General features: G+C 25.5%; 18 protein-coding genes and 1 pseudogene. 17 read left to right on the top strand and 2 right to left on the bottom strand.

Annotation, left to right across the window (positions count from 1 at the left end; all coding sequences use genetic code 11):
• Positions 1–69 precede the first annotated feature (69 nt).
• From CSGHG_RS15725 to CSGHG_RS23955, 14 genes and pseudogenes are all read left to right on the top strand, one after another.
• Positions 70–2,592: an HAD-IC family P-type ATPase gene (locus tag CSGHG_RS15725; protein ID WP_010297379.1), complete on the top strand. Its 2,523-nt coding sequence runs from the start codon at positions 70–72 to the stop codon at positions 2,590–2,592.
• A gap of 568 nt (positions 2,593–3,160) precedes the next feature.
• On the top strand, positions 3,161–4,456 hold the full coding sequence (locus CSGHG_RS15720) for an MFS transporter (protein ID WP_010297375.1): 1,296 nt from the start codon (positions 3,161–3,163) through the stop codon (positions 4,454–4,456).
• A gap of 342 nt (positions 4,457–4,798) precedes the next feature.
• Positions 4,799–5,136, top strand: a pseudogene (locus tag CSGHG_RS15715) (MerR family DNA-binding transcriptional regulator).
• Positions 5,108–6,268, top strand: a complete 1,161-nt coding sequence (locus tag CSGHG_RS15710; protein WP_010297371.1) for an RNA-guided endonuclease TnpB family protein — start codon at positions 5,108–5,110, stop codon at positions 6,266–6,268. Before CSGHG_RS15715 ends, CSGHG_RS15710 begins: the two are co-directional and overlap by 29 nt.
• A gap of 194 nt (positions 6,269–6,462) precedes the next feature.
• On the top strand, positions 6,463–6,690 hold the full coding sequence (locus CSGHG_RS24430; protein ID WP_328284746.1) for a CD3324 family protein: 228 nt from the start codon (positions 6,463–6,465) through the stop codon (positions 6,688–6,690).
• 262 nt (positions 6,691–6,952) lie between these two features.
• Positions 6,953–8,149, top strand: a complete 1,197-nt coding sequence (locus CSGHG_RS24425) for a S8 family serine peptidase (RefSeq protein WP_010297368.1) — start codon at positions 6,953–6,955, stop codon at positions 8,147–8,149.
• A 227-nt stretch (positions 8,150–8,376) separates the two neighbouring features.
• Positions 8,377–8,841 carry a GNAT family N-acetyltransferase gene (locus CSGHG_RS15700; protein ID WP_010297364.1) on the top strand — a complete coding sequence of 155 codons (465 nt, stop codon included), beginning with the start codon at positions 8,377–8,379 and terminating at the stop codon, positions 8,839–8,841.
• 114 nt (positions 8,842–8,955) lie between these two features.
• A complete protein-coding gene (locus CSGHG_RS22140) occupies positions 8,956–9,384 on the top strand; it encodes an RDD family protein (protein ID WP_010297362.1) in 429 nt (142 codons plus the stop codon).
• 161 nt (positions 9,385–9,545) lie between these two features.
• Complete coding sequence (locus tag CSGHG_RS24420) at positions 9,546–10,082, top strand: PDC sensor domain-containing protein (RefSeq protein WP_010297359.1); 537 nt, start codon at positions 9,546–9,548, stop codon at positions 10,080–10,082.
• A 125-nt stretch (positions 10,083–10,207) separates the two neighbouring features.
• Positions 10,208–11,536 carry a methyl-accepting chemotaxis protein gene (locus tag CSGHG_RS24920; RefSeq protein ID WP_010297356.1) on the top strand — a complete coding sequence of 443 codons (1,329 nt, stop codon included), beginning with the start codon at positions 10,208–10,210 and terminating at the stop codon, positions 11,534–11,536.
• 210 nt (positions 11,537–11,746) lie between these two features.
• On the top strand, positions 11,747–12,763 hold the full coding sequence (locus CSGHG_RS15680; RefSeq protein ID WP_010297354.1) for a CPBP family intramembrane glutamic endopeptidase: 1,017 nt from the start codon (positions 11,747–11,749) through the stop codon (positions 12,761–12,763).
• Between the two features lie 369 nt (positions 12,764–13,132).
• Positions 13,133–14,149 (top strand): CPBP family intramembrane glutamic endopeptidase, encoded by a 1,017-nt coding sequence (locus CSGHG_RS15675; protein WP_010297351.1) that lies wholly within the window; start codon positions 13,133–13,135, stop codon positions 14,147–14,149.
• A gap of 135 nt (positions 14,150–14,284) precedes the next feature.
• On the top strand, positions 14,285–14,788 hold the full coding sequence (locus CSGHG_RS15670; protein WP_010297348.1) for a hypothetical protein: 504 nt from the start codon (positions 14,285–14,287) through the stop codon (positions 14,786–14,788).
• Positions 14,789–15,081: 293 nt separating this feature from the next.
• The gene (locus CSGHG_RS23955) at positions 15,082–15,936 is read left to right on the top strand and encodes an SHOCT domain-containing protein (protein WP_010297344.1); all 855 of its coding nucleotides are present in this window, start codon (positions 15,082–15,084) and stop codon (positions 15,934–15,936) included.
• A gap of 47 nt (positions 15,937–15,983) precedes the next feature.
• Here CSGHG_RS23955 and CSGHG_RS15660 read toward each other — a convergent pair whose 3' ends face one another.
• Both CSGHG_RS15660 and CSGHG_RS15655 read right to left on the bottom strand, forming a co-directional pair.
• On the bottom strand, positions 15,984–16,172 hold the full coding sequence (locus CSGHG_RS15660) for a hypothetical protein (protein WP_010297341.1): 189 nt from the start codon (positions 16,170–16,172) through the stop codon (positions 15,984–15,986).
• 308 nt (positions 16,173–16,480) lie between these two features.
• Positions 16,481–17,404, bottom strand: coding sequence for a DUF5692 family protein (locus CSGHG_RS15655; RefSeq protein ID WP_010297338.1), 924 nt, complete (start codon positions 17,402–17,404; stop codon positions 16,481–16,483).
• A 247-nt stretch (positions 17,405–17,651) separates the two neighbouring features.
• Between CSGHG_RS15655 and CSGHG_RS15650 the strand changes: the two genes are divergently transcribed.
• The 3 genes from CSGHG_RS15650 (at position 17,652) to CSGHG_RS21145 (ending at position 20,869) form a co-directional block, all read left to right on the top strand.
• Positions 17,652–18,437, top strand: a complete 786-nt coding sequence (locus CSGHG_RS15650) for a pseudouridine synthase (protein WP_010297335.1) — start codon at positions 17,652–17,654, stop codon at positions 18,435–18,437.
• A 530-nt stretch (positions 18,438–18,967) separates the two neighbouring features.
• Positions 18,968–20,332, top strand: coding sequence for an MATE family efflux transporter (locus CSGHG_RS15640; RefSeq protein WP_010297329.1), 1,365 nt, complete (start codon positions 18,968–18,970; stop codon positions 20,330–20,332).
• A gap of 321 nt (positions 20,333–20,653) precedes the next feature.
• Positions 20,654–20,869 carry a hypothetical protein gene (locus tag CSGHG_RS21145; protein ID WP_010297326.1) on the top strand — a complete coding sequence of 72 codons (216 nt, stop codon included), beginning with the start codon at positions 20,654–20,656 and terminating at the stop codon, positions 20,867–20,869.
• Positions 20,870–20,989: the final 120 nt, after the last annotated feature.

The following is a 20,989-nucleotide window of genomic DNA, read 5'->3' as shown; positions in this document are numbered from 1 at the left end:
AATGCAATGCCATAGAGCTATCAAACAAAATATTCTTGATAAATCAAGAATTAACGGAGGTAACTTTTTATGACAGAACAAAAAAAGGTAAATGATTTTAAAGGTTTAACTAAGGAAGAGGTAATTAAAGCTCAAGAGAGGTATGGCAAAAATCAGCTAATACCTGAGAAAAAAGAAAGTTTCTTTCTAAAAATTTTAGAAGTATTAAAAGAGCCTATGTTTTTACTCTTAATTTTAGCTGCAATCATATACTTTATATTAGGTGAACCGCGAGATGGACTAGTAATGTTAATATTTGTAGTTGGAATAATTAGTATTGATGTCATTCAAGAATGGAAAACAGATAAAACTTTAAGTGCACTTAAAAATTTATCAGCTCCCAATATAACCGTGATTAGAGATGGAGTAGAATGCATTATAAATAGTGAAGACTTGGTTCCAAAGGATTTAATGATAATAAATGAAGGTGTGAAAATTCCTGCAGATGGTAAACTAATTAAAGTTAGTGATCTTTGTGTAAATGAATCTTCTTTAACTGGTGAAGCTGAAGGTGTATGGAAATGTACAGATGATAGCGAGAATAAGGACTATTGGAAAAAAGATTATTGTTATGCAGGTACTTTAGTTACCCAAGGTAGTGGAATAGTTTTAGTAGATAAAATAGGAGCCGACACTGAATATGGGAAGATAGGTATTGATATAGCAAAAGCACCAGATATGCCTACACCACTTCAGAAACAAACTGGAAAATTAGTAAAGGTTTGTGCAATAATAGCAGCAGTTTTATTCTTATTAGTTTGTGTAATAACGTATATAAATCTTTCAGACCATAGCTTAAAAGATAGGATTATTGAGAGTATATTATCTGGAATAACTCTAGCTATGGCAATGATACCAGAGGAGTTTCCAGTTATTTTAACAGTGTTTTTATCTATGGGAGCTTGGAGATTAGCAAAAAAGAAATCTTTAGTTCGAAAACTTCCATCAGTTGAAACTTTAGGAGCTGTATCTATATTATGTGTAGATAAAACTGGGACAATTACAATGAATAAGATGGAACTAAGTGACACATGGACTTTAAATTGCGATATAAAAGAGTTAAGTTATGTTATGGGAATGGCTTGTGAAACTGATGCTTATGATCCAATGGAACATGCTATGCTTAAATATTGTGAAGATAATGATATAAGTAAAAAAGATTTATTTAGCGGAAATTTAATTTATGAATATTCATTTACTAATGAAAATAAAATGATGGGTCACGTATGGGAAAAAGATAAAAAAGTTATTATAGCAGCTAAGGGGTCACCAGAAAAAATTTTAACTTTATGTAATTTGAAGCAAGAAGAAAATAAAAAAGTAGAAGAAAAGATACATTCAATGTCTTCTAAAGGATTAAGAGTAATTGCTATCGGTAAAATGGATATTGAGGATAAATCAAATATACCAACTACTTTAGAAGAGTGTAATTTAGAATTTTTAGGATTAATAGGATTTATGGATCCACCAAGAGAATCAATAAAAGGTGATATAGAAAACTGTATTAAAGCAGGTATAAGAGTAGTTATGATTACTGGTGACAATGGAATAACAGCAAGTTCTATTGCAAAACAGGTTGGTATTCCACATAGTAATGAAGTCATTACTGGTGATGAACTTGACAGTATGAGTAATGAAGTTCTTAGAGAAAGAGTTAAAGAAGTTAGTATTTTTTCAAGAGTTGTACCTGAGCATAAAATGAGAATAGTAAAAGCATTTAAAGAAAATGGAGAAGTTGTTGCAATGACTGGTGATGGGGTAAATGATGCACCAGCCTTGAAATATGCAGACATTGGAATAGCTATGGGGAAAAAGGGCTCAGAAGTTTCAAGAGAGGCAGCAGATTTAATTTTATTAGATGATAATTTTTCAACTATAGTTGATACTATTAAAGATGGAAGAAGAATTTATGATAATATAAGAAAAGCCATTGGATATATATTTACAATTCATATACCAATTGCCTTTGCATCTTTATTAGGACCACTTCTTGGTATTAAATCATCACTTTTATTATTACTACCAGTACATGTAGTACTTTTAGAACTTGTAATAGATCCAACTTGTTCGATAGTATTAGAAAGACAACGTGCAGAAGATGATATTATGAATCGTAATCCTCGTAATCCGAATGAGGGAATATTAACTTCAAAAATTTTAATCAAAAGTATAATACAAGGATTAGTTTTATTTGCAGCTTCTTTTGGAACGTATTATATAAGTTTAAAGAATAATCCACTTAGTGCTAATGTAGCTCGCTCTATGGGATTATCTATAATAATAATTTCTAATATATTACTTGTTCAAGTTAATAGTTCTAATAAAGATTTTGCATATAAATCATTTATGTATTTAAAAAAAGACCCAGTAATGTGGTTGGCAATAGGTGGAACATTTTTAGGATTAGCTGTAATACTTTATTCACCAATTTCTAGTTTTTTAAGTTTATCAGCACTTAGTATAAAGCAATTAGGTACAGTTGTGATTATATCAATAATTTCAGTAATGTGGTATGAATTAGTGAAATTATTTAATAAAATAAAAAAATATTAAAAAATTATTTATAAGAACTGCTTTAAAGTAGAAGTTAAATTCTGTTTTAAAGCAGTTTGTTTGTTATTAAACATATTATAAAAATAAAAAGTGAATAAAAGAGTGTTTACTTTAATAAAAGAAAATGATAATATGAATATAACTATTTAAAATAAAAGTAAACTTTTCAAATAAAAGTAAGCATTGAAATAAGTAATATAATGAAATTTGTAAATACAACTATCATGTATACATTTTGCTAAGTTTTTATATAATAAACCAATCAAATATAAAATTAATAATAATCACATTTTATTAAGCATACTACAGTGAACACATTTAATAATATCAGTTTAAAATATAAAAAATTAATGGAAATTTTATAATGTCTTAATTTGATTTTAAAAATTTATTAAATGAGAAAATTTAAGATTAAAATCATATATTAAAAATACCAATATGTTAATCAAATAAATATTTTACATAGTAATAAGAATATTAGGTACAAAAGATGAGAAATCGAAATGTTTTAAAAATATAGAATATTCTTAACAATAGCAGTTGTTTTAAAGAGGAGGAATTACTTTAAATGAACGTGAAATTATTTAAAAAGAAAGATTTCTTATTGCTCATGTTAGGTAAGCTTGTTTCATTAATCGGAAGCGAAATGCAAAGTTTTGCTTTATCTCTATATGTTCTAGCTATTACTGGCTCTGCAACTAAGTTTGCTTCAGTTGTTGCAATAACAGTTATACCTAAAATTATACTAGGACCAGTAGCAGGAGTTTTTGCTGATTGGTTTGATAGAAAGAAAATAATAGTATGTTTAGACTTTATAAATGGAATAATTATTGGGATATATGCTATTTTATTTTTTATAAACGGAGAACTTTCAATGCTGAGTATATATGTTTTAACTATAATACTTGCCACTATTGAATTATTATTTCAACCTGCAATTTCAACAGTTATACCTAGCATTGTTCAAGAAGAAGAGCTTGTAGCAGCAAATGGGGTAAATTCTACTATAATGAATATAGGTTTGTTAATTTCGCCATGTATTGCAGGTATATTATTTGGAATAAAAGGATTGCAATTGGTACTGATAATAAATTCTGTAAGCTTTATATTATCAGCGATAAGTGAAATGTTTATAAATGTTCCAAAGACTAATAAAAAACCTGAAAAAATCAACTTTAAATCTTTTAAAAAAGATTTCTCAGAAGGTCTTAAATTTATAAAAGAAAGAAGTATTATTAAAACTATAATAAAATTAGGTATGGTTTTAAATTTTGCATTTAGTTCATTTGTATCAGTAGGGTTATTATATATTAGTAAAGAAATTTTAAAAGTATCTGATTCCCAATATGGAATGATGCAGTCTATTTTAGTTATAGGAATGTTTTTAGCACCAGTTATTTGTGCGTTTATGTGCAAAAAGATGCCGCTAGGAAAATTAATATTTAAAGGAGTACTTATTTCTTCAGTAATGATATTTTTAATATCAATATGTACAACAAGCATAGTAGTTAAATCCGTCTCAAGTAATTTAATTTTGTTTGGAATAATAACTATGTTATGTATAATATTTATAACTATGATATCTGCAGTTAATATGGCCTTATCTATTTCTATTCAAAAACAAGTCCCTATAGAATATTTAGGAAGAGTGTCTACAGTAATGAATTCATTATTAATGGCCATAGCACCATTAGGAACAATGTTTTTTGGAATACTTTATGATAAAATACCAGCTTATATGGCAGTCTTAGTCTGTGCTAGTATAATGTTTATAGCAATAATTGCTTTAAGAAAAAGTTTATATGCTGGAGATGCACAGGATGTTCAACTTTTATCAGAAAAGGAAAAAGTTTATGAAACTTAATTAATTATAAGGAGCAAAATGAATACTATGTGGTATCATAAATATAACTAAATTGTATTTTAATAGGAGGATAAATTTATGAAATATACTGCTTTAAAGTTATTTTTCTTATCATAGCAGAGGTTGCTATGATAAAATAAGTTAACTTTTAAAAAATATTTTAAAAGTTTTATTTCACTATAGTAACCTTTTCCCTAACTTTTATATTATTTATAAAAAGGAGAAAAGCTATGGCTTATATTAAAGCAGGAGCTAAGTAATAGTTGCTAAATTTATTGAAATTAGTGTAAAAATGTGTTGAAATGTACTCATAAAAGGAAGTGAGTATATTAAATGAAACATATTACAAATTACAAACCAAAAGATTTTGCTGAATTACTAAACGTATCAGTAAAAACACTTCAGCATTGGGATAGAGAAGATATATTAAAAGTAAAAAGAACTCCTACTAATCGAAGGTATTATACTTATGACCAATATTTAGAATTCAAAGGTTTTAAAAAAGAAATGGAAAGAAAAATAATCATTTATACAAGAGTTTCTACCAACAATCAAAAGGTATTATTGTTGTAATATCAATATTACATGTTTTTAGTTGCAGAATTTATGGTCTTAGAAAGTATAAGAAAAAGATTAAGGAGGATGAAGAAATTGAAAAGAGCTTACAAGATAGAGATTAAACCTACTTTAGCACAAAAAATAAAAATACATCAAACTATAGGCATATCAAGGTTTATATATAATTTCTATCTTGCTCATAATAAAGAAATTTATCAAAAAGAAAAAAGATTTGTAAGTGGAATCGATTTTTCAAAATGGCTTAATAATGAATATATCCCTAAGAACCAAGATAAAAAATGGATAAAAGAGGTATCTTCTAAAGCTACAAAACAAGCTATTATGAATGGAGAAAAAGCTTTTAAAAAATTCTTTAAAGGAGAAACAAGTTTTCCTAAGTTCAAGAAAAAGAAGAATAAAGATGTTAAAGCTTATTTTCCTAAGAATAATAAAACTGATTGGACTATAGAAAGACATAGAGTTAATATACCAACGATTGGGTGGATGAGATTAAAAGAATATGGGTATATACCAACTAACTCTATTGTAAAGAGTGGAACAGTTAGTCAAAAATCAGATAGATATTATGTCTCTATATTGGTTGAAGAAGATATAAAACCGAATGATAAACCTTATTCTTGTGGAATAGGTATTGATTTAGGGATAAAAGATACTGCTATTTGCAGTAATGGAATAAAATTTAAAAATATAAATAAGACGAGTAAAGTTAAAAAAATAGAAAGAAAATTAAAAAAGGAACAAAGAAAACTTTCAAGGAAATATGAAAGTTTAAAAATAAGAAATAAAAATAATAAGGAGGGAGCTACTAGACAAAATATCCAAAAGCAAGTAGTTAAGGTACAGAAAATCCATCAAAGATTATATAATATTAGAAATGATTATAATAATAAAATAGTTTCAGAACTAGTGAAAAACAAACCAGTTTTTATAACTATAGAAGATTTAGCTATTTCTAATATGATTAAGAATAAGCATTTATCTAAAGCTGTACAACAACAAAAATTGTATGACTTAAGAAATAAACTTATTTCAAAATCACATCAAAATAATATTGAAATAAGACAAGTGAGTAGATGGTATCCATCATCTAAACTTTGTAATAAATGTGGAAGCATAAAAAAGGACTTAAAGCTTTCAGATAGAGTATATAATTGCAAGTGTGGTTATAGTTTTGATAGAGATGCAAATGCTTCATATAATCTCAGAGATGCAAAAGAATATAAGATTATCTAACGTTAAATAGATACTTATATATGTACCGTTGGCTAGATGGGAATTTAAGCCTGTGGAGTGCTATATAAACTAAAGTAGCTTCGGCAAAATGGAGTACATTGAAACAGGAAAAATCTCAATATGGGTATTTTTGTCCATATTTTGAGTAGCAGATGTATTACCAAGTGAAATAATAAAACTAATTCAAGAAATATATAGATGGAGATTGTATTTATATCCCAAGAAAGTTTGAAAATGAAAAATCCTGGGGTGAAAAAAATGGTACGAGAAAATTTTTACAAACTAGAGATTCTGAAATCTACAATATGTATTTAAAAGGTGCTACTATTAATCAATTAGTGGACATATACTTTCTTTCGGATAAAAGCATAAGAAGAATAGTTCATAAAGAAAAAATAAATTTTAACTTAAAATTATTATAAAAGGTTATATAAAGGCCAGTCCATAAGATAGCTCCTTAATATTAAGGAACTATCTGGGGCTGGTTTTAAAGTTAGATAAAATTTAAAGTTTATATTTTTATTAAGTCTTATAAAAATAATATTTAAAACGTTACAAAAGGTTTAAATATTATTTAGTGTTGAAAATGTTTTTTCAACAATTTATTTAACAATGATTTAATATAATATATTTAAGGCATATTTATATGGCTAATTTTAATAAGATGTTAGGGTGTGAGAAAAGATGAAAAAATTTCTAACTGTTATAATAGCATTTATGTTAATGTTTACTTATGGATGCAGTAAATCTTCAAATTCTATACCTAAGCTCTCTTCACTGCCAAAGTATGAACAAAATATAAATTCACCATATCAAGTAGATGTAAGAGATAAAGATTTATCTGAATTGGATTTAACTAATGAGTTAAATAATTTAGAACATGCAGTCTTTAACACTTCTACAAAGTGGACTAAAAAGCTTCCAAATGAATATAATCCTAAAAAAGTATTAGAATATGGAAAAAATCCAGGATTAGGATTAAAAAGTATTCACAAAAAAGGAATTAATGGAGAAAATATAGGAATAGCTATAATTGATAAGAAACTTTTAAAAGATCATAATGAGTATAAAAATAATCTTCAAGATTACAAAGAAATTCATAATCTTGAAATGAATCTTAATATGGATGGAGCAGCAGTAGCATCTATAGCTGTAGGAAAAAATATAGGGGTGGCACCAAAAGCAAATTTATACTATGTGGCAACTGATTGGGAAGATATAAGTTCACAATCTGATGGAGTTCAATATAATTTTATTTGGCTAGCTGAATCTATTGATTATATAATAGAAATTAATAAAAGTTTAGATTCGGATAAGAAAATTAGGGTTATATCAGCTTCAGTAGGAATAAGTGAAAATCAAAAAGGATATAAGGAGTTTATGGAAGCTGTTGACAGAGCAAAAGAAGCAAATATATTTGTAGTAACACCATATTTAAACAAGACCTATGGTTTTGGATATGATGGATTAGGAAGAGGAATTTTGCAGGATCCAAATGAAGTTTCATCCTATAATATAAATGAACAGTGCAGAAAAGCATTCTATGAAGAAAAAGGAGAACTTTACAATAATAAGGCTGAAAATTTAAAATATAATGAAATATTATTGGTGCCAATGGATTCAAGAACGGTAGCAAGTGAGACTGGTAAAAATGACTATGTTTTTTATCCTTGTGGTGGATGGAATTGGTGCGCACCATATATTTCAGGATTATATGCTTTAGCATGTCAAGTTAATCCGGATATTACACCAGATTTATTTTGGAAAACAGCATTAGAAACTGGAGACAGTATAAAAATAAAAAACGATGAAAATCAATATGAACTAAAAAAGATTGTAAATCCAGAAAAACTTATTAATAAATTAAAAGATAATAAGTAAAAGTTTTTTAAGTTAGATTGTAAGAAGAAGTAAAATGCTTCTTCTTTTTTGTGAAATTTAATAATGCAATAATCTAAAATAATTTAGATATACAACTAATCTATTTTATATAAATTTGCAACTCTATAGGTAGTCTCAACTTTAGTTAATAACTGTTTTTAAGATTTAAAAAGTCAAAGCTAAATGCTAAAATATGTATAAAGTTTTTATTTTAGGGAGGCTTTTTTATGAATATTGAATTTAGAAAACCAAATAAGTATGATGGAAAAGACATAGCTACATGGAGATATGAAGGTATTTATTCATTTTATGACAATGATAAAACAAAAGAAAAACAGCAATGGGCATTAAATATACATAATGAAAAAGATACATTTGTTATGTATAATGAAGAAAATAAATTAATAGGAAATTGTTGTTTCTATTTTGATGATGATAACATAAAATTTAATTTTGGGGTACAAATGAGACCAGACTTAACTGGAAAAGGAATGGGTGATGAAGTATTAAAATTTATACTCAAATTTGCTAAGGAGAACTACAAATTCAATGAAATATATTTATTAGTTGCTAAATTTAATAAAAGAGCAATAAAACTATATAGTAATTTAGAATTTGAAATTTTAGAAGAATTTATATGGAATGTAAATGGAGAAGAAACAGAATTTATAGAAATGAAGAAAATTTTGTAAAAATAAGTAAGTGTAATAGATGTAGATTATTAAATTGTTTTCATAATATTTCCTTATTAAAACACCTTTTTTAGTGGAATACTATTTAAAAGTAAAAAAGAAAGGGTGTTAAATATGATTTCATCACCAGGAAGAAGATTTTTGGCTTATATTCTTGATATTTTAGTTAGTTTTATATTAGCACTTATAATAAGCCTTTTTATAGGATTGCCTAGTATATTTATAGCAGATACTGAAAATATAAATAGCTTTTTTAGTGGATTATATGCAGTTTATATAGGGGTATTAATATTATCTACAATAATAATACAATTTTACTTTTGGAGTAAAAGTACTTCAATGGGGAAAGCAATTTTGAAGATGAAAGTTTTAGATAAAAGAACTCATCAACCAGTGGGATTTTTGAAGATGGTTTTAAGAGAATTAATTGGAAAACAGGTATCAGGATTGTTTTTTGGTTTAGGCTATATATGGATATTTATTGATAGAGATAATCAAGCATGGCATGATAAAATATTTGACACTATAGTTGTTGATCAATAAAAGTATATGTTTTTTAGACTACCTAATGTTAGGTAGTCTATTTTTATATAATAAATTGTAAACAATGTAAATATAATATTAGATAATATAAAATAAAATTTTAAAACAACGATAAATATAGATAACATAGAAAATATTTTACTACTTGGGAGGGGAGAATTGTGAGAAAAAAGAAAATACGTACATTAAAAACAGAATTAATTGTAATGGTTATTTTAACAAGTATTATTCCTATTTGTCTACTTGGATTAGGGTTAAATAAAGCTCAATATTCTGCATCAAAAACTGTTTTTATAAATGAAACTTATAAAAATATACTATCAGTTGAAAAAGAGATTGAAACATTAGTTCTAAAAAATACAGAATTTATAGAAATTTTATCACAGGATCCATATATAATAGATAGCTTTAAAGAAGATAGCTTTAAGGAAAAAACGTTAAAGGTATTTAAAAGTATAAAAGATAATAATGAAAATGTGTCTTCTGTATATATGGGGTCAATTAAAGGAGAAACATTATTATATCCTAAAAAAGAGCTATCAAATTATGATCCAAGAACAAGGCAATGGTATATAGATGCACAAAATTCAGAAAGCATAGCTATTACTCCACCTTATTTAGATGCGTTTACATCAACAAATATAATAACTATATCAAAAAAATTACTAATGAAAAAGGAGAAATACAAGGTGCTTTAGCTATAGATATACAGCTTTCTAAGTTATCAGAAATAGTTTCTAATTGTAAGATTGGTAATAATGGATTTTTAATTGTTGCATATAATGACGATAATATAATAGCTAGTAGCAAAGAAGAATTTTTGATGAAAAACTTATCTCAAGAGAGTTATGGTGAGAATTTAAAGTCTATAAAAGATGAATCTACAATGAATTTAAATGGAGAAAATTATATTGTAAAAAAATTAGAAAACAAAAACACAAATTATTCATTATATGGGTTTATATCCAATGATGATATATATAAATTAACTCTTTCAAATATTAAATTCACTATTATAATAACAATGTTAATATTTATAATAGCTATAATATTAACGATTATATTCTCTAGAAGGATAACTAAAGCATCTAAAATAATAGTAGATGTTTTATATAATTGTAAAAATGGGAATTTTAAAGAAAAAATTGATATATCTAAAATTGATAATAAAGAGTTCTTGGAGATTGCTAACGGAACTAATATGATGATAGAAGATATAGTGTTACTTTTAAATAATGCATTTAATACATCTAAAGAAGTTTATGATAAGTCTAATGAATTAACTAGCATATCACAGGAATCAGACAATATAAGTAGTAATATAGCTCAAGCTATGGGTGAAATATCAAAAGGAGCAATAGAACAATCATCATCATTAGAAAAAACTGTTAATTTATCTTTAGAATTAGGTGATAGAGTTAAAGCATCTGTTGAGTATTCTCAAGAAGTAATAACAAAGTCTAATAATACAATGGATTCTGTTAAAAAAGGTAAACAAGTAATATCACAACTTAAAGATATGCAAAATGATATTACAAAAAATATAGAATTGACAGTGGAACGTTCAAAAATATTACAAGATAATTCTCAAAAAATAAATATTATATTAGATGCTATAAAATCTATAACAAGTAGAACTAATTTATTAGCATTAAATGCAAGTATAGAAGCAGCAAGAGCAGGGGAAAGTGGCAAAGGATTTGCAGTTGTAGCAGAAGAGATAAGAAAGCTTGCAGAACAATCATCACAATCAGCTTCTGAAATTGAAAGTATAATAAAATTAAACATTAATGATATAGATAAAGTCGTAAAGGATATTAATAATACCAATATAACTATAAATAAAGGAAATGAGAATGTGGAAAGTACATTTGAAGTGTTTACAAATATAAATATGGAAATATCAAATCTAAAAGTATTGATAAATCAAGTAAATGATAATTTAAAACAAATAAATGTGGCTAAAAATGAATTTATTGAAAATATTCAATCTATATCAGCAGTTTCAGAAGAGTCTGCAGCAGCAACAGAAGAAGTATCAGCAGCTACTGATGAGCAAAATATAAAGATGAAAACTCTACTTAATTATTCAGAGGAACTTAAAAATATATCTAAAAAGTTACATGAAATAATAGAAAAATTTGAAATATAAATGTAATAAAAAGTGGCTATATTAGAATGAAAAAACTTATTCTAAATATAGTCACTTTTCTACTTTAGATAATATAAACTTCATTAAATAGATAGCATAAATTCTATTTATTTAAAATATAGTTTAAAACGTTAATTGAATAAATTGTAATTTTATGAAACATTATGTAAAATAATTATATAGTTTACAAAAATAAGGGGGCGTAATTAAATGAACAATTACTTATCAAATGCAAAAAAAGAAGTTTCTATGGCTTTAATAATTAATTTTGGTATTACAGCTTTAATGGGGATTATATTAGTGGTAGCATATAAAAAAATACCAACAACTAGTACTTCTGATTTTGCAGTGGTTCAAATGCTGTATCCAGCCTTTGCTACAATTATTACAATTAAATATTTTAATAAAGGAAAAATTGATAAAGAATTAAATATATTTTTCAATGTATTTATTGCAACTACTATAGTTTCTATCATTTCATTACTAGTATGTACTTTTTTCTTTAATGATAATCCTAAAATTTTAAGCTGTATTATACAGGGTATTGTTACTATATCCAATATCATTTTTATCATGCTTATATTTTCCAATGAAAATAATTCCTTTAAAAGATTTAATTTAAAATTTACTAAAAATTTTAAAAAAGTTGTTATAATTTTATTAATTTTTATAAGTTTATTTATGATAACAACGTGTATAGCTCTAGTACATGATAATAGTATTACTTTTAAGTTTTCTACCTTAATTATACATCTAATTACTTTACCAGTTTTATTAGTTTTTAATTTATTTTTTGAGTTTATTATGTTTTTTGGAGAAGAATTTGGATGGAGGGGATATCTTCAGCCAAGATTACAAAGTATTTTTGGAAAAAGATTAGGAGTTTTAATATTAGGAGCAATTTGGGGAATATGGCATTTGCCGCTTTGTTTTACATTATACAGTCCAGAAACACCGATATATTGCGTTATAGCACATATAGCCCATTGTATACTTTTAAGTATATTTTTAGGATATGCATATATGAAAACTGAAAATTTATGGGCACCAATATTAATTCATTTAATAAATAATAATTTTGCAGGAATTTTTAGTGGTGGAAATTACGAAGCAACTTTTGAATTAGAAACATTATTAGTAGGAATAGCAATTAATGTTATTATTTTTGTACCGTTCATATTTACTAAAGAATATAAGAAAAATATAGGGAAACAAGCTCAAATTTAAATTTATTCAATAACTTTAAAGTATTTTTATACAAAATATAGTGTTGAATTCCAAGTGATTTAGAGCATGTCTCACTATTTTAGGTATCCAAGTTTTGAAATGGATAATTTTAAAAGTAAAATTGGAATCCTATAATAATACCCAAATAAATATTTAATTATTTACATGTGTAGATATAAATACTTTTATCACACTAAAAATACACATAAAATCCTTATTATTAGTTGAGAAATATATTTAATTAGAAATTAAGATTTAGGAAAAAATAAATAAACAATTTTAAAAATCAATTGAATTTATTGTAAAAAGGTGAAATTTTATGTAAAATAGTTATATAGTTGATACAATAAAATAAGGGAGCGTGATTCAATGAACAACTATTCATCAAATGTAAAAAAAGAGATTTCTATAGCTTTAGCAATCAATTTTGCTATTACAGCTTTAATTGGAATCATACTTTTTGTGCTATATGAAAAAATACCTTCAGAAAGCATTCAGTATTTTGGTGCAGTTCAAATGCTGTATCCAGCCTTTGCTACAATTATTACTATAAAATATTTTAATAAAGAAAAGCTTAGCAAACCGGTAAATATATTTTTTAATATTTTTATAGCAACTACTATAATTTCTATTTGTGCTTTATTTATATGTACTTTTTTCTTTAGTAATAATCCTAAAGTTTTAAGTTTTACTATCCAAGGTATTATTGCCATAGCTAGTGTTGCTTCTTCTATTGTTATATTTTCTAACAAAAATAAAGATTTTGAAGGTTTAAATTTAGAAATTGGTAAAAATTTTAAAAAAGTTGTTATAGTTTTATTGATATTTGTTGGTCTGTTTATAATAAGGGCAGGTGTAAGTTTAATAGTGCAGCCGGATGATTCTTTTAAAGTTTCAACTTTAATTTTCACCTTGGTTTCTTTACCTTTAAGTTTATTTTTTAATGTAGTTTTTTCTTTCATTATGTTTTTTGGAGAAGAATTTGGATGGAGAGGATATCTTCAACCAAGATTACAAAGTATTTTTGGAAAAAAACTAGGAGTTTTAATATTAGGGCCAATTTGGGGAATATGGCATTTACCACTTTGTTTTACATTATATAGTCCAAAAACACCGATACATTGTGTTATATTTCATATAGCTTATTGTATACTTCTAGGAATATTCTTAGGGTATGCATATATGAAAACTGAAAATTTATGGACTCCAATATTAATTCATTTAACAAACAATGCTGTATCAGTTGCTCTTTCTGGTGGAAGTTATGAATCCAACTTTACATTGAAAATGTTATTATTGGGAATAGCAATTAATGCTATTGTTTTTGTACCATTTATATTTACTAAAGAATATAAAGAAAATAATAATATAACGACAAACATGTAAATGTTTTAAAATTAAATTCTATAATATTTTGCAAAAAATAGCTCTAAAGATTTATTAAAATAAAATAAGTCTTTAGGGCTTTAAACTTTCATATATTATACAAATAAGTATTGTAAAAAGGGGAGTTTGATAATTATGAAAAATATAAAGAAAAATAAATTAACAATTATTTATGTATTAATTTTAATAATAATTCCATTAATAGGAGGTATTTTTTATAAAAATACTAATTTCTATATTGGTTCTGACAGGTATTTATCATGCAAGAATCCAGATGAACTAAAAGTTAAATTAATGGATGATTTGAATGATACTCCTAATGGAATAAATTTTAACTTTACAGGGCTTAGTGGCACTTGGGATTTAATAGAGTTAAGTGCTAAAGAAAATAATAGAATAACTATAGATGATAATAGTAAGATTAATAGTGGAAAATGTTATACTGTGATTTTAGATTCTGATTATAATATAATAGATAAAAATAATGAATTAGATAAGAAATCAAATATAGAATTTGATGCTATAAAAAATGAAAAATATTTTGTTAGGGTAGTTGGTAAAAATGCTAGTGGTAGTATAGATATAAAAATAAATAATATTGAAAATTTAGATGTTTCCCATAGAGATTTTTTTAAATAAATCATGTTTTCTTAAAATATGATTTACAAGTAATTATTCTAACTAATGTAACCACAATGAAATTTGCGCCTAAAATAGATGCAGTGGAATCAATTATTTTTAAATATATACAATAATAAGCTTACGTTATCCAAATACCATGAAAATTCATGGTATTTTTTAGTGTGTTTATTGTTATATAGGATTTAATCATGAAGTAATATTGAAAAAGTAAATATAACATTGTAATTTTATCGTCATTTTATTCATATATATAATTTAATACATATTTAATAAAAATAGGGGGATTTAAAATGAGTAAATTAGATACTGAACCAACTCCACCGGATTATATGGGCGTTGCACCTGGCTGTCTGGGGTTTATTATTGGGGGTATATTCTCCTTACTAATTTTGTTCGTGGATTCCATACAAGAGAAATTTTATAACTTCTTTTGTTATGATTTAGGGCTAAGCGATGGATCATGGAAAATTATAGTTATAATCTTAATCATAATTCCTCCAATTATAATTCCTACAATTTGCTTATTAATAAACTTTACATTAAATAAGACTATATATAAAACTAAATTTGAAAATAGACTAAAAGAGTATAACATCAAACTAGAAAAATATAATTTAGAAAAAGTATTAAATGAGCAAATAATAAAAAACGGTGTGCCTGAAACAGCAAAGATAGTTATTTGTAGCAGATCTTCCTTGATAAAAATGATTAATAACACTGAATTATATGTATGGATTAAAGATGATAAATTATGTTTTGCTAATAAATATCATTCTATAATAATAAAATTATTAGAAATTCATAGAGATGATATTTTACATTTTTTAAAACAGGATAGAGGAATTCATAATAAAATAGTAACATCAAAGGATTCTCAATCTAAAAAAGAGGATATTACACTGGAATTTATTAATAATAATAAATATGAGCAGTTGTTTTTTCATATATCAGCCTATGATACACTAAAAGATTTAATTCCTGAAAAAGAAATACAATTTGTTAATGATAAAAATAATTCTCAGTTAATAGATAATTGCACCACAGTATATGAAAAACTTAGAGAATTGTCTAGATTAAAAGAAGAAGGAATTTTAACAGACGAAGAATTTACTGAAAAGAAAAAAAAGTTGTTAAGTGAAGTTTAAATTTATTTCAAAGAGTGCATCTCAGTAGGAGAGCACTCTTTTTGAATTTAAAAATTTGTTTTATTTCTAGAATTTTTTATAGTGTATGTTACAAAATCAACTAATCCTATACCAAGGGATATTGCTAATGCCTTATTAAAATTAATTTCTAACCATTTTATAAAATAGCCAATAATACAAAGAAATAAAAAAACAAAAATAAATTTAATAATAATTTCTTTAATTGAACTACTCATATAATAAATCCCCCTGTAATTTATTATATCACTATTAAATTTTTCCTTGGTAACAATAATAAGAATTGAATAGAAATCTTATAAATTTGTAAAGTATAATCAATAAGTGAATTATAGGGTTCCAAGTTGACTTTTAAAATTATCCATTTCAAAACTTAGATACCTAAAATAGTGAGATATGCTCAGAATCACTTCAAATTCAACAAAAAAGTTAGAATAATACTTTAAATATGAATAATATAATTAAAATAAAAGAGTGCCATAAAATATTTCTCAATTTTTAGGGCACTCTTAAAATTATAATAACATTACTCAGATAATGCTTTAATTTCTTTATAACTATTAAGATCAGTATAAAGTTCTCCTTTAATAGGATTACGTTTTGTTTTAACTATTTTATAGACATAGTATATAAATACTGCTATATTTGCTATTAGTGCTATTAAACTTACAATAAATAATGCAGTTGAATTATGTGATGATCTAACTGCAAACTGTGATTCATCAATAAAGCTCGGACAGGTCATTGCAAACATACACCATAATGCAAGTGTTTGTGCACGATGTTGTAACCAAGCACCTTTTTTTATAAAGAAAGCAGCAAAGGTAGGAGCTAATAATAGTGCTAAACCGCAATACCATGAATGATCAGGTAAACAATTATAAGTATATGCAAAATTCCAAATATCATATGCTACAATCCAAAACCATAGCATATCAGGCCATAACATATCTTTACTTTTATCTTTACTAATACATATTCCAAACCAGCCTGTAATAGTAATAATATTTAATATTCCAGCAACTCCATTCATAATATTCCAAGGTCCACTTAAAGTCATCATTCCTTCGAATATTTCTTTATTAAGGTGTAATCCATAGATTTGAAAATCACGAGCTACTGCTTCACAAATATTAATAGCTAAAATAAGTGGTGGAAAGCATAAAACCCATTTTTTAGTACTTACATCTTTAACATGACGAATAATCCAAAAACCAATACATCCTGCAAGTGCAGAATATACCTTAGCATAATGGAACCAGTCGTTTACACTTGTACCTTCAGTAGTTTTTGGCCATATAGCAAAAGTAAGAATTATTGGTAATACAACAAAAAGAAAAATTCCACCATATTTAGATCTACGACCTAATTCATTTAGTCCAATTAACACCAAAAATACTACTAACCACATGAGCCAACTTGTAAAAGGTAATGATTCATAAAAAAACATAAATACACCCCCTAATTATAAATTTTTAGAATCCACTTAATTATTAAGAAAATTATATTGTTCATATAATTAAAGATATGTATTGAAATTTGTAAAAATGCATATATACTGAATAGGTATTATAAATACTTATTTTTAGAAAGAAAGTTTAAATTTAGATATCTTTACTGAGAAATAAAACTGGTGTATATTAAAATAGTTGATTTACACTTAAAACTATTTTACAAAGGATAAGAAAAGGAGAAACATGAGATTAGATAAATTTTTAGCAGAATCATCAATTGGAAGTAGAAAAAATGTTCGTATTTATATTAAAGAAGGTTCTGTAAAAGTAAATGGACAAGTTATAACAGAACCAGCAATAGATATTAATGAAAATGTGGATGTTATTGAGTATTTTGATAAATTAGTTGTTCATCCTGGAAAGGTGTATTACATGTTTCATAAACCAGCAGGATGTATTACTGCAAGAAAAGACGAAGTTAATAGAACAGTCATTGATTATTTTGATGAAGTTGATATGAATGGAGTATTCCATGTTGGAAGATTAGATAAGGATACAGAGGGATTATTACTATTTACTAATGATGGTGATTTTGAACATCATTTAATGTGTCCACAAAAACATGTTGAAAAAAAGTACTTTTTTATAGCATTAGGTTCACTAACAGAAGATGATGTTAATAAATTAGAAAAGGGACTTTCTATAGGTAAAGATGAACCATTAACTAAGCCTGCAAAAATAAATATAATTAGAAATGGAACTTATAAAGAATTTGAAAAGGAAATGGACATTAAAAAATTTTATAACATAGATTCAAATCGCTATAATCAACCAGTTGTATCTGGATATCTTATAATTTCTGAAGGGCGTAAACATCAAGTAAAGCGAATGCTAAAAGCAGTTGGATGTTATGTAATCTACCTAAAGAGGGTTTCAATTGGAGGGTTAACTTTAGATGAAACTCTAAAAAAAGGACAATATAGAACCCTTGTAGAAGAAGAAATTCAAATGTTATTAAAAGATTTATAAATTGAAACTATTATAGCTTTGAAAGGGTATGGTTTTATGGATAATGAATTCTTATATGGTTTACAAGAAGATATTCTAGATAAAAAAGGATATTACAAATTATATTTATTTTTTTATATCCCAGTTTTTATAATTACTATTGAAAATATTAAATTGTATATGTATATATTTAGAATTATTTTGTCTGGGTTAGCTTTAGTGTTTTTAACTTTAATTTATTTAAAATATAAGATGTCTAGAAATGAACATGACAATAAAGTAATTATTAGAAATATAATTTTGTTTTTTGCGTTGACCCTTGTATGTATATATCAAGTTGTAAGATACTTACTTTGATTATCTACTCTTTTTATGAAATTGATTATTTTGTAAAATAATGTTATAGTTTTTAAATAGTGCTAAGAAAAATTATTTAATTTAAATATATTTTATATAATTTTTCATTTATTGTTTATATGGCTGAAAAATAGTGTATATGATTAGATTAGAATAATGAACAAGTGGTTGTTTGAGAGTGGGTGACAGATTATATGGAATCAAATGCAGTATTAATGACAAACGGATCAATAGGTAAAAAAATTATTAGATTTGCATTGCCAATCTTTTGGGGAAACTTATTTCAGCAGTTATACAATATAGTTGATTCATTAGTAATTGGTAATTTTGTAGGAAGAGATGCATTAGCAGCAGTAAGTTCTACTGGTTCACTTATATTTTTACTAGTTGGGTTATTTGGTGGAATTTTTATGGGTGCAGGTGTTGTTATTTCAAAATACTTTGGTGCAAATGAAAAAGAAAATGTACAAACAGCAATTCATACATCTATTGCCTTTGGAATTATATCAGGAATTATATTAACTTTAGTAGGAACAGTATTTTCACCTCAAATATTAAGGCTTATGGGAACACCGGAGTCAGTATTTCCTAATGCTGTTTTATATGTGAGAATTTATTTTGGTGGAATTTTAACAGTTGTTATGTATAACACTGCAAGTGGTATTTTTCAAGCAGTAGGTGATAGCAAACATCCACTGTACTATCTTATTGTTTCATCAATTGTAAATGTTGTATTAGATTTATTATTCGTTGCAGTTTTTAAAATGGGAATTGGTGGTGCTGCAATAGCAACTGTTATTTCTCAAGCAGTAAGTGTTGTACTAGCATTTTATCATCTTGTTCGTACAAAAGATATTTATAAAGTAACCTTTAATAAAATACGTTTAAACTTAGATATGCTTAAACAAATTCTTCACATGGGAATACCAGCAGGTATACAAAATTCTGTTATTGCTCTTGCAAATATTGTTGTGCAATCAAATATAAATTTTTTTGGTGCCGTGGCAGTAGCAGGTTGTGGTGCATATTCTAAAATTGAAGGGTTTGTATTTATTCCAATTACTAGCTTTGCTTTTTCTATGACAACATTTGTTAGTCAAAACCTTGGTGCAAAAAAATATGAACGTGCTAAGAAAGGAACATATTTTGGAATAGTTGTTTCAATTATTCTTGCAGAAGTTATTGGTATAATTTTCTTTTTAACAGCACCAAAACTTGTTGCACTTTTTAATAGTGAACCAGAAGTTATTCAATATGGTACATCTCAGGCAAGAACAATTTCGTTGTTTTTCTTTCTTCTTGCATTTTCTCATTGTGTAGCAGGAATTTTAAGGGGCGCAGGAAAAGCTATTGTTCCAATGCTTGTAATGTTGTGTTGCTGGTGCATTATAAGAGTAATTTATGTAACAGTGGCTACACATTTTATACCTGAAATAAGAATGATATTTTGGGCATATCCATTGACTTGGTTTTTAAGTTCTGTAATTTTTTTAATTTACTATCTAAAATTTAATTGGTTACATGGGTTTGAAAAAAAGTGTAAAAAAACAAGTTGTTAATACTATAGGATATTAAGCATAGGTGTAAAGTTAAGCCTAAAAGTTGGCAATACAGGTCTTCGTCCTTTATGGATGGAGACCTTTTTTATTATAAAAAATTAGATAAATTAAGTAAAGAAATAAGAAAGTTTAGGAGGTGAATTTCTTGAAGTAGAGAAATATATAAGGAAATGCTTTAAATTATAATCGATAGAATTGATAAATCAAGTAAATATCAGTTATTTTATAATTTACTAAAATAGCATAATTATCTTCTATAGCTGATAATTATCCGATATTAAAATATGAGTAATTTTTATTTGAAATATTAGGAGGATTTAAATGAAGTTAAATATTCAAAAAATTATTATATTATTAATTAATTGTCTTTTAGGCATTACAATTATATTGGGTCCAAGTATAATTACAGGTCATTTTTATAATGTTAGTTACTTATTAGGTGGTTTATTAATTAGTGATTTTATTATGAGAACAGTATCATTTATTATTGGAATATTGGTTATTTATGATTCTATAAAAAGATTTACAACTAAGTAATTAAATATAAAAGTTATGTATGGAAGTATTTTTAAAAGATACTTCTATTTTTTATTTTAGTAAAATAGATAAAATATAGAAAACAGCATTATTTTAAATATGTAAATTATTGTATTAAAG

Source organism: Clostridium senegalense JC122 (genome assembly GCF_000285575.1).
In the GTDB taxonomy this organism is placed as follows: Bacteria; Bacillota; Clostridia; order Clostridiales; family Clostridiaceae; genus Clostridium_J; species Clostridium_J senegalense.
The sequence above is the reverse complement of the archived record's forward strand: the minus strand, read 5'-3'. Positions and strand labels throughout refer to the sequence as shown.

Coding starts and splice junctions, on each gene's coding strand:
- CSGHG_RS15640 (WP_010297329.1), top strand. CDS start 18,968: ATGGAATCAAATGCAGTATTAATGACAAACGGATCAATAGGTAAAAAA.
- CSGHG_RS23955 (WP_010297344.1), top strand. CDS start 15,082: ATGAGTAAATTAGATACTGAACCAACTCCACCGGATTATATGGGCGTT.
- CSGHG_RS15720 (WP_010297375.1), top strand. CDS start 3,161: ATGAACGTGAAATTATTTAAAAAGAAAGATTTCTTATTGCTCATGTTA.
- CSGHG_RS21145 (WP_010297326.1), top strand. CDS start 20,654: ATGAAGTTAAATATTCAAAAAATTATTATATTATTAATTAATTGTCTT.
- CSGHG_RS15725 (WP_010297379.1), top strand. CDS start 70: ATGACAGAACAAAAAAAGGTAAATGATTTTAAAGGTTTAACTAAGGAA.
- CSGHG_RS15700 (WP_010297364.1), top strand. CDS start 8,377: ATGAATATTGAATTTAGAAAACCAAATAAGTATGATGGAAAAGACATA.
- CSGHG_RS24920 (WP_010297356.1), top strand. CDS start 10,208: ATGAAAAACTTATCTCAAGAGAGTTATGGTGAGAATTTAAAGTCTATA.
- CSGHG_RS15675 (WP_010297351.1), top strand. CDS start 13,133: ATGAACAACTATTCATCAAATGTAAAAAAAGAGATTTCTATAGCTTTA.
- CSGHG_RS24425 (WP_010297368.1), top strand. CDS start 6,953: ATGAAAAAATTTCTAACTGTTATAATAGCATTTATGTTAATGTTTACT.
- CSGHG_RS15680 (WP_010297354.1), top strand. CDS start 11,747: ATGAACAATTACTTATCAAATGCAAAAAAAGAAGTTTCTATGGCTTTA.
- CSGHG_RS15660 (WP_010297341.1), bottom strand. CDS start 16,172: ATGAGTAGTTCAATTAAAGAAATTATTATTAAATTTATTTTTGTTTTT.
- CSGHG_RS15655 (WP_010297338.1), bottom strand. CDS start 17,404: ATGTTTTTTTATGAATCATTACCTTTTACAAGTTGGCTCATGTGGTTA.
- CSGHG_RS15650 (WP_010297335.1), top strand. CDS start 17,652: ATGAGATTAGATAAATTTTTAGCAGAATCATCAATTGGAAGTAGAAAA.
- CSGHG_RS22140 (WP_010297362.1), top strand. CDS start 8,956: ATGATTTCATCACCAGGAAGAAGATTTTTGGCTTATATTCTTGATATT.
- CSGHG_RS15670 (WP_010297348.1), top strand. CDS start 14,285: ATGAAAAATATAAAGAAAAATAAATTAACAATTATTTATGTATTAATT.